Below are 9,170 nucleotides of genomic sequence, written 5' to 3' on the forward strand. Positions count from 1 at the left end.
GACAAGACGCTGAAATTGCCATAGGTATATAAAAAGAGACCCAAAAGAAGGACACTTTAAAAGTGAATCCCTTTTGGGTCTTTTGTGTTCGAATCAGAATATAGGTGAGATATAGTACAGCAAAGAGGTGCTTTGGAATTTATGACAAGGGATAACAGCTATAAAGTCGCCATGTCACGGGTTCTCCTTACTTTATTTATGTTCATCCGCAATCGGTTGAACGGACTCATTCACAATAAGCTTAGGAAGCAGGCAAATATCCTTTGCAGGCAGCTCTTCATTCTCCATCTGAGCAAACAATACTTCAAAAGCGGTATCTCCCAACTCCGCAACATTCTGCTCAATGGAAGTTAATTTAATATCACTTAAGAATGGAGCAATCGTATTATCGTAACTCACGATCGAATAATCCTCTGGAATGAGGTATCCACCCTCATACAGCTTGCGAAATACCCCCAGCGTCATCATGTCGTTGCAGACAAAGAATGCCGATATATCGGTTTGCAAGAGCTTATCAGCCGCTTGATATCCACTTTGGATCCGATAATCACCTTCGACGATATACTCATCCTGGATCTCACAGCCATATTCCCGCATGGCTTTCATATAGCCATCCAGGCGGTAATCTCGATTCAGGGTAGACAGCTTGTTGGCGATGCATCCAATCCGGCGATGGCCATTCTCGATCAGATGCTTTACGGCGAGATAGGCACCTTTTTCATGATCAAAAAACACTTTGTTGCAATCAAATTCGGGATAGACCCTGTCCACCATGACATAAGGAATTTCAAGCTTCGATAATCGCTCAATCATGGGTTCAACATATTGATATGATTCTGTGCTGACAATTAAGAACAGTCCGTCCACATCTCTCGCAAGCAAGAGATCAATCATCTCTTGATCTTCTGAATACTTATCATCCGTATTCGTAATGATCAGAGCATAGCCATGCTGACGACAGTTAGCCTCCAGCCGTTTAGCAAATGATGAAAAGAAAATATTTTCGATATCAGGCAAAATGAGGCCGAACGTATTTGTTTTTTTCGTGACTAAGCTTCTTGCAATCTGATTGGCCGTATAGTTGTATTTTTTCGCGATGCTGCGTATCAGTTCTTTCTTTTCTTCGGAAACACGACATGGTTTATTATTCAGGACACGAGAAACGGCACTCAAAGAAAGGTTTGCCTCACGTGCTATATCTTTTATCGTTACTTTCATCGCAAATTAGTCATTCGCTCTCATTTCTAGGACTCAGTACTGTGTAAGCAGGAGAGGGATTGACGTTCTCATGCCTCCTTTCCATTTATACATGCTGGATCGATTTCCGTTTGCTGAAAAACAAAAAACAAGCGGCAACAGTCTTATTATAAACTGCCACCGCTTGCAGAGTGAAGAGATTACAAGAATAGAATCATGGAAAGTACGAACATGAATACGACACCAGCGATCATTGGAACGGATGTACGGCGTACGATTTCCAATGGACTCTTTTTCACAGATCCGGCTACGATCAGGACTACCGCAGATACCGGAGATACCGCACGCAGTAGGTTGCCGGCAAGACCCATAGGGATGGAGACGGCAATCGCCGAGATGCCTGCTGCTGTGGACAGAGCCACCATCAATGGAACCATCGCGTAGAACAACGCTGTTCCGCTGCCGCTCAACAGTACGATAAGCGCAGTCAGCAAGACGAGAATAAGCGGTAACACAAAGCCTAAGCCGGAGCCTTGAATATTCATCATTGCATCCTGCAAGGCTTCAATCAAGCCAATCGATTTTAAACCGGTTACAAAGATTGTTGCTGCAACGAGAAGGGCCACAATTGGCATCGCGCCGCCCATTCCCTTGAAGAAGGTTTCGGTTTGCTGAAGAGCTTGCTTTCCGCTCTTGCGTTTAATGACATCACAGATGATAGCCAGTGCAAAAGAGAACATAGTTGCAACTTCAACGTTAACATTAATATTCATGCCTGCGAACGTCTGTAAGCAATAGGTGACGATGAGCAGGATGATCGGAAATATCGGAAGCAGGGCGTAAACCGTCTTATACAGAGCGCCGCCTTCGATCGCCTTCACTTCCTGCAGCTCAACTTCATCAACATCGTTTGCCTTAGAACGCTTGTCCATGAATTTTTGCCAGAAGTAATGGGCTACCGCCATTAGAATAATGGTTGGAATCGAGATAACGGCATGATATCGGAATACATAATCGGTTACGGTCATTCCCATATATTCTGGATACTTGGCCAACTCTTGCGCGATCGCAACGTTGTCGCCGCCAAGCGGTGTTGGCATTACCGTTGCCGTTGTGGCAATAACGGCTGCTGCTGTTAAGGTGCTCATACCTGCTTTTCGCATAACAGGGTAGAGTGTAGCCAACAAGATAATCGCTAGATTTGATGCACTAGGAATGACTAGAGACAATGCATTACCTAACAAGAATACAATTGGGACTAGAATATAAGCTGATTTTATTTTTGAAACGGGCTTCGTAATAACGCTTACAGTTACATCATTCGCACCAATGGCTGTCATATAGGCAGAATATCCGCCCAAGATCAAAATGATGAAGCCGGCTGAGGTGAGCGTCTGCTGGAATTGCTGAGCAATCGCGAGCAATGGATCTAACCAGACTGCACCTGTACCCACAAAGTCTTTTACCGCAATGCCATTGCCTGCTGCGATGCCGACAAACATAAGCACGATACCCATAAGAAACATCGAGATCTTGATATCCATTTGCTTAATCAACATGTAGATAACGATGGATACGGCGATAATGGCAGAGCCATACATGATAATCGGATTCATATCAAATCCCCCATCTATTAGTAAGGTGATTGCTGTTATTGGTCTAGCGGATAAAACTTATAAATGCAATTAATCACATTTCTTCAAGCTATCCATGAACCATTCTTTGAACATGATGGTATCGATATCTAAGCATACCTTTGCATTGTTTGGTTGTTTCAAATAGCCTTTAAGGTCGACAACCGTACAGCCAGACGTAAGGCTGCCGTTCAATTCAACATCTACATAAGTGTCCACAATGTCGAACATTTCCGGCTTCAGCAAGTAAGCGATTGCACAACTGTCATACATTTTCAAGCCTGTCTTCATGCTGCCGCCGCGATAATGTTGGAACAGAGAGTGAATCATGTTGCCTGTCTTATTCATATCCTTGAGCATTTCGCAATCTTCTGGGAATACAAGCGCCTTCCAGCCTACATCAAGCCCAGCCATTGCAATCGGAACGCCGCTTGCAAAGACGATTTTCGCTGCTTCAGGGTCTGTTGCAATATTAAACTCGGACATCACGCCTTTATTGCCTCGAGAAGCCGAACCGCCCATTAAGACAATTTCTTGGATGTTTCCTTTCACTTCTGGATACATCTTAAGGAGCATCGCAATATTTGTCAGAGGGCCGATAGGAACAAGCGTTACCGGAACACTGCTTTCCATAATGGTGCGGCGCATTGCATTTACCGCGTGCTCGGATAGGAGAAGCTCTTCTGTCGGCTCTTCGAATTCAAAGCCATCCATTCCGCTCTGTCCGTGAACATTGCTTGCATCTTCAAATGCAACGAGCAGAGGTTCGTTGGCGCCGATCGCAACGGGTACATTTTTGTTGAAGAACTTCAATAGCTTAAGTGCGTTGTTTGTGACTTTGTCTACACCGACGTTGCCTGCGATCGTTGTAATCAGCTTTACATCCAGTTCTTCGCTGTATAATGCAATCGCTAAAGCAACTGCGTCATCAATCCCTGGATCCGTATCAATGATAATTGGTCTTTTAAGCATGTTTTTCATCCTCTCCAAAATGTTGTTGTACCTCACCCAGCGTAGGAATCGATTGTTGAGCTCCACGCTTTGTAATGGTTAAAGCTGCGGTCTTCGTTGCGAATTGCATGGCATGGAATAAATCTTGGTTATGCAGCATGGCATACACAAGTGCACCGATATAAGCGTCGCCTGCTGCTGTTGTATCAACAACCTTCTCCACCTTGTGGCTTGGGACGTGAACAAGCTCTCCATTCATGATTGTTACGCTTCCTTCAGAGCCCAACGTGATGATGGTGGAAGTAACGCCTTTTTCTTCAAAAACCTTGATGGCTTCTTTACAATCCTCGACGCTCATCGGATGGATGTTCGTCAGGAATGCGCATTCCGTCTGATTGACGATTAGCAAATCAATGTCTTGATAGGCTTCTTGTGCAATCGATTTTGCTGGCGCAGCATTGAGCACCGTGAACAGCCCTTTTTTCTTGGCCATATGCAGAGAAGACATCGTTGTTTCGTAATCACATTCGAATTGAGTTAAGAATATATCTCCGGATTGTCCAATCTGGGTTACGATACGCTCAACATCCTCCGCCTTTAAATCATGATTCGCACCAGGGCTTAAGATGATGCGATTGTCTCCATCTATACAGGTAATGACGGCAACACCTGTTGGACTTTGATCACTGGAATGAATGTAGGAAGCATCTACTCCGGTATTCGCAAGCTGCTCTACCAACTCAACTCCAAATACATCTCTGCCGACGCTGCCAATCATGTAAGTGGGTGCTCCCATTTTTGCGGCAGCTACTGCTTGATTGCCTCCTTTGCCACCGGGATTCGTCATAAAATTTCGGCCCGTGATGGTTTCTCCTTGCTGAGGCAGCATGTCCGCTTCAATAGTTATATCCATGTTCAAGCTTCCAAACACAATCAACTTGCTCACTTTAAACCTCCTCCTTGCTCTCTTCGTTATTCCACGAACTTCACCATGCCATACCCATGATGCTCGTTAGGACGACGAATGAATCCAAATTTCTCATAAAACGGTTCCGTATTCGGCGTGCACATGAGCCCTATATAGGCAGATGGGCAGGCTTTCTCGTATATATAGTCCAATATCGAATCCATAAGCATCGTTCCGATAGACCTGTGCTGATAGGCAGGATCGACAACAACGTCCTTGATAAAGAAGACGATGCGGTCATCACCGACCACTCTTGCAATGCCTACTGGACGTTCCTCATTGAACACAACGACGGAATATAGGGTATTGTGCAGTGCAATCTCAACATCAGCAATGGCATATGGCTGAAAGAGATCAGAACATTTTTGCCGCAGCTCACAATACATTTGTGGCATTAGGGCATTCGATACGACTTTCAATTCTGAAGTAAAATTCATGTCATTTCACTTCTTCCAGTTAAGGATTTTGGTTTTGATAAAACGTTTTACCAAGCTCTTGATGTAATGTTACCACCATGGTGAAAGCGTTGTCAATACATTGCGGCACTAAGAAATTTTTAACAATAGAATTCATTAAGGGATCTTCAAGCTGGATACTAGGCGTGATTAGAGAATAGTTTCGACCCATTTTTTTGTGGGAGAAGGATTGACAGGGGGCGGTATTTTTACTAGGATAAACGTAATTCAACTCTTACCCGTTTAAGTTTATACAGAGGGATCATGGATTACCTCAACATTTGAATATACACAAGCGTTCTCTAGGGTTCCGCAGCTTCATCAAGCTGGACTGGTCCGAGAGAGAACCACAGCACGTGCTGCTGTGCCACGGAGGGATAAAAGCCTGGGAGACTATTCATCAATGATGGATATCTTCTGGGCTTTTCTGCTGTCTGGAACCCAGTGAATGCTTGCCTTGGCTAAACGGGAAGAATAACGTAAGGGGGCTTGACGAAGATGAATGCACAATGGTTAAAAGTATTTTTCGCAGCTTTTTTTGAAGTGTTCTGGGTCATTGGGTTAAAGCATGCGAACACACCGCTTGAATGGATTGGGACTGTGATCAGTATCGCAGTCAGCTTCTATATGATGATTCATGCTGGCAAGACTCTGCCCGTGGGTACGGTATATGCGGTGTTTGTGGGGTTGGGCACTGCAGGCACGGTGTTCTCGGAAATTGTATTTTTCGGAGAGCCGTTCAAGATCATGAAGCTAGTCCTTATCGTTGTCCTCTTGATCGGGGTTATTGGTCTTAAAATGGTGACAGATTCCAAAGGTGTGAAGGGAGGAGCTTCTGCATGAACTGGGCATTTCTTATTTTAGCCGGTATATGTGAGATGGTTGGTGTCTTGATGATCAATAAGTGGCATCATGATAAAAATGTGCTGTCGCTCCTTTATCTCATAGCAGGATTTGGCGCCAGCTTTGTATTCTTAGCCTTGGCGATGGAGACCCTGCCGATGGGTACTGCATACGCTGTGTGGACGGGGATCGGAGCGTCCGGCGGCGCAATTCTTGGGATGATCTTCTATAATGAGCCGAAGAATGCGGCCCGAATCTTTTTCATTGCGCTGGTGCTTGGCTCTGCCATCGGGCTGAAGTTAATCTCGTAAACGGCCATGCTTGAGGATTAATTAGATGAATTCATTCTTTTGCTTCTATTGGAAATAACCTCAACCGAGTGTGCGAACAGCTAATGATAATGATCTCGATGATAAAAGAGACACCTGTTTTATACAGGTGTCTCTTGATTGGTTTTATAGGTAAAGCCTAATATAGAGGATTAATGATTAATGTTGGTTTGTCTGCATAATACGATCTGAATTAACTTCACTAATCAATTAATTCACAGTTATCACCTAAGCCATAACGCCCAATACGATCCCCCCATACAGAAATGCAACGAGAATAACAGGTGCAGGGTGATATTTCTTGATCTGAAGCGCCCAGAAAGCAGCAGCTCCGATAATAAGCGGATGAAGCCAGCCGATGGATTGGATTGACTCGCTCGCCAATTCCCAGGTCAGCACAATCATCAGAATAGCGATCACAGGCTGGACAAGCAAGGTCATCCCTTTAACCGCACGGGATTGACGATACTTTTTGAGAAGCTTCATTAACCATATAAGAGCGAGCGCTGTTGGAACAATCGTCCCGACGAGTGCAGCAGCCATTCCGGTCAGACCGCCGATGTGATAGCCGACATAAGCGGCAATCTTGGTTGCGATTGGACCAGGAAGCGTATTGCCGAGAGCCAGCATATTAGCGAATTCAAGATCGTTGAGCCAGTGATAATGTGTGACGATCTCTTGATACATCAGAGGGATAGAGGAGGGGCCGCCGCCATATCCCAATATATTTGCGGTGAAAAAACCAATGATGAGATTAATCCATTCCATTACTTATTCATGCTCCTTTGAGTTGGTTCAACGTTCTTGATGCTCTTCTGACGGTTCTTTGCCGCGATGCTTTCGAAGCTTATCCATCCAACTGTAATGCACGCTTCCATATAGAAGAAAGACGACTATAAGAATAGCCGGATGCAGGGAGAAGATTTGCATCAGTACAAAGCATAGGACGAGAGTGAAGATGGCGAACCATTTCCCAAGTCCCGAGAATACTCTCTCTGTAAAATCATAAGCAATCATGCCAATCATAACCGCAATGACAGGAGCAACCCCTTGGATCATTCCTTGAATGATCCGCGAGTGGCTGAGGACTTGAACGATTGACATGAGAGTAATCATAGCGACTGAAGAAGGCAGAATATGTGCAATGATCGCAACTGCTGCGCCTGGATATCCAAGCAGTCGATAACCAAGCTGACCAGCCATCTTTGTAGCGATTGGGCCGGGAAGCGCTTTGGCTAAGGCAAGCACATCTCCAAATTCCTCTTCATCGATCCATTGATACCGATTAACGGCCTCATGCTGAATAAGGGGGATGACGGATGGCCCGCCTCCATAGCCAAGCACTCCGGTTCTGACCATGGCCGCGATGAGCTGCCAATACCGTTGTGCTTTTGATGCTGCTCTAGGCTGTATCTCTTCCATCGTTATAACCTCATTCCCATTCGACTTTTGTATCGGGTAATTAATACCTGGCATTCCACGCTATTGATGCCGGCCAATGGATATAGCTTCTCTTTCATGAATTTCTCCATCTCTTGATGACTGGCGTATAAGCCGTGCATATGTAATTTGCTTGGTCCTGTCATGTGATACAGGCTTGTAACGGATGGGTCCTCGGCTAAAGCTGTCGCCACTTCTTCTAGGTGCTTGGGTTCTACTTCTACATTGAAAAAGGCAGATACCTGAATGCCGAGTTTCTCAGGATTCACAACTGCTGTAAATCGTTCAATGACACCTTCCTCCATTAAAGCTTGAATTCTTGCTTGAACGGCAACACGCGAAAGACCGATTTCTTTCGCCAGATCAGTATAAGAAATTCGGCCGTTCGCCATTAATGCAGACAGGATGCGTCGGTCTGTTTCATCAGTTACAACTGACGGATTGTTATAAAAATTCGGAGGATTCATTTCATTACAGCTCCTTATATCAATAATTAAACTTCAAAACGATTGTGATTATGATTATATGATTACATTATGTAATGTTATATCTAATGAATGAAGCTTTCAACAATAACTTTCAATATACAAGCGCTTTGTTTATAAATGAACGTTGAGGTCCGCTCATACCGGTCAGACGTATGACGACAATATAGGAGAGAATGATTAGTGAATATAAGAGCTTTTCCGAATGTTCATATAGGGGATGGATTCATGATCTTGATATGCGTGATCCGGCTTGAAGAAGGTGGGGAAAGAGCGGCAGCGCAGCTTGTACATCATACAGCACGGTGTAAGCAATCATGCTTAAGGCCTATATCGTTTATTAATACGGATACCAGATGGGATGAACAGCCTAATGAATTGTACGTATGAAGCAATTCAGCAGTGCGAACTTATCAAGCGCATGCAAGAGAGATACGACTAATCAGCAGTATCCTAAGCTGCTATTTGATTGCTGTATTGGGAGCATCAAAAAGTTGAGGAAAGAAGCTTGCATTTATATAGTGGGCGTGTTATATTATTAATCCGCCCTCAAAAGCGGTGAGGTTATCAGCTTCTGATTCGATGACATAATAAACATTGAAAAAGATGCTTGACCTTAAGAAGTGAATGTGATATATTAATTAAGTCGCCGCTGAATGGTGGTGAGCAAAAGAAAGTAACTAACTTTGTTCTTTGAAAACTGAACAACGAGTGAAACATTATTGAGAATTACATTCTCGTCAGCAATACAAATGAGCAAGTCAAACACTTAATGTGAACTTTGTTCGATTCTTGAATCGGCAAACAAAATTCGCTTTTATGGAGAGTTTGATCCTGGCTCAGGACGAACGCTGGCGGCGTGCCTAATA

Annotated in this window: 10 protein-coding genes and 1 riboswitch; of the genes, 2 read left to right on the forward strand and 8 right to left on the reverse strand. The window is 44.2% G+C overall.

What is annotated here, in order from left to right; genetic code table 11:
- Positions 1 to 192: 192 nt before the first annotated feature.
- The 5 genes from I2H74_RS21525 to I2H74_RS21545 form a co-directional block, all read right to left on the reverse strand.
- Positions 193 to 1,218 (reverse strand): LacI family DNA-binding transcriptional regulator, encoded by a 1,026-nt coding sequence (locus tag I2H74_RS21525; RefSeq protein WP_195576302.1) that lies wholly within the window; start codon positions 1,216 to 1,218, stop codon positions 193 to 195.
- 179 nt (positions 1,219 to 1,397) lie between these two features.
- A complete protein-coding gene (dcuC, locus tag I2H74_RS21530) occupies positions 1,398 to 2,813 on the reverse strand; it encodes a C4-dicarboxylate transporter DcuC (protein ID WP_195576303.1) in 1,416 nt (471 codons plus the stop codon).
- Between the two features lie 69 nt (positions 2,814 to 2,882).
- Positions 2,883 to 3,803: a ribonucleoside hydrolase RihC gene (rihC, locus tag I2H74_RS21535; protein WP_195576304.1), complete on the reverse strand. Its 921-nt coding sequence runs from the start codon at positions 3,801 to 3,803 to the stop codon at positions 2,883 to 2,885.
- Positions 3,796 to 4,728 carry a ribokinase gene (gene rbsK / locus I2H74_RS21540; RefSeq protein ID WP_195576305.1) on the reverse strand — a complete coding sequence of 311 codons (933 nt, stop codon included), beginning with the start codon at positions 4,726 to 4,728 and terminating at the stop codon, positions 3,796 to 3,798. Before rbsK ends, rihC begins: the two co-directional genes overlap by 8 nt.
- A gap of 26 nt (positions 4,729 to 4,754) precedes the next feature.
- Positions 4,755 to 5,186 carry a GNAT family N-acetyltransferase gene (locus I2H74_RS21545; protein WP_195576306.1) on the reverse strand — a complete coding sequence of 144 codons (432 nt, stop codon included), beginning with the start codon at positions 5,184 to 5,186 and terminating at the stop codon, positions 4,755 to 4,757.
- Between the two features lie 309 nt (positions 5,187 to 5,495).
- A riboswitch (guanidine-I (ykkC/yxkD leader) is annotated at positions 5,496 to 5,598 on the forward strand.
- A 104-nt stretch (positions 5,599 to 5,702) separates the two neighbouring features.
- Here I2H74_RS21545 and I2H74_RS21550 point away from each other — a divergent pair.
- Both I2H74_RS21550 and I2H74_RS21555 read left to right on the forward strand, forming a co-directional pair.
- A complete protein-coding gene (locus I2H74_RS21550) occupies positions 5,703 to 6,047 on the forward strand; it encodes a DMT family transporter (RefSeq protein ID WP_195576307.1) in 345 nt (114 codons plus the stop codon).
- Positions 6,044 to 6,358, forward strand: a complete 315-nt coding sequence (locus tag I2H74_RS21555) for a DMT family transporter (RefSeq protein ID WP_195576308.1) — start codon at positions 6,044 to 6,046, stop codon at positions 6,356 to 6,358. The genes I2H74_RS21550 and I2H74_RS21555 overlap by 4 nt, the downstream gene beginning before the upstream one ends.
- Positions 6,359 to 6,604: 246 nt before the next feature.
- Here the strand turns inward: I2H74_RS21555 and I2H74_RS21560 are convergent, their stop codons facing one another.
- The 3 genes from I2H74_RS21560 to I2H74_RS21570 are packed head-to-tail and all read right to left on the reverse strand — an operon-like array spanning position 6,605 to position 8,283.
- Positions 6,605 to 7,144, reverse strand: a complete 540-nt coding sequence (locus tag I2H74_RS21560) for a chromate transporter (protein WP_195576309.1) — start codon at positions 7,142 to 7,144, stop codon at positions 6,605 to 6,607.
- Positions 7,145 to 7,171: 27 nt separating this feature from the next.
- Positions 7,172 to 7,798, reverse strand: a complete 627-nt coding sequence (locus I2H74_RS21565) for a chromate transporter (RefSeq protein ID WP_195576310.1) — start codon at positions 7,796 to 7,798, stop codon at positions 7,172 to 7,174.
- Positions 7,799 to 7,800: 2 nt separating this feature from the next.
- Positions 7,801 to 8,283: an Lrp/AsnC family transcriptional regulator gene (locus tag I2H74_RS21570; protein ID WP_195576311.1), complete on the reverse strand. Its 483-nt coding sequence runs from the start codon at positions 8,281 to 8,283 to the stop codon at positions 7,801 to 7,803.
- Between the last annotated feature and the right edge of the window lie 887 nt (positions 8,284 to 9,170).

It is taken from the genome of Paenibacillus sp. 1001270B_150601_E10 (assembly GCF_015558675.1).
Taxonomy (GTDB): domain Bacteria; phylum Bacillota; class Bacilli; order Paenibacillales; family Paenibacillaceae; genus Paenibacillus_B.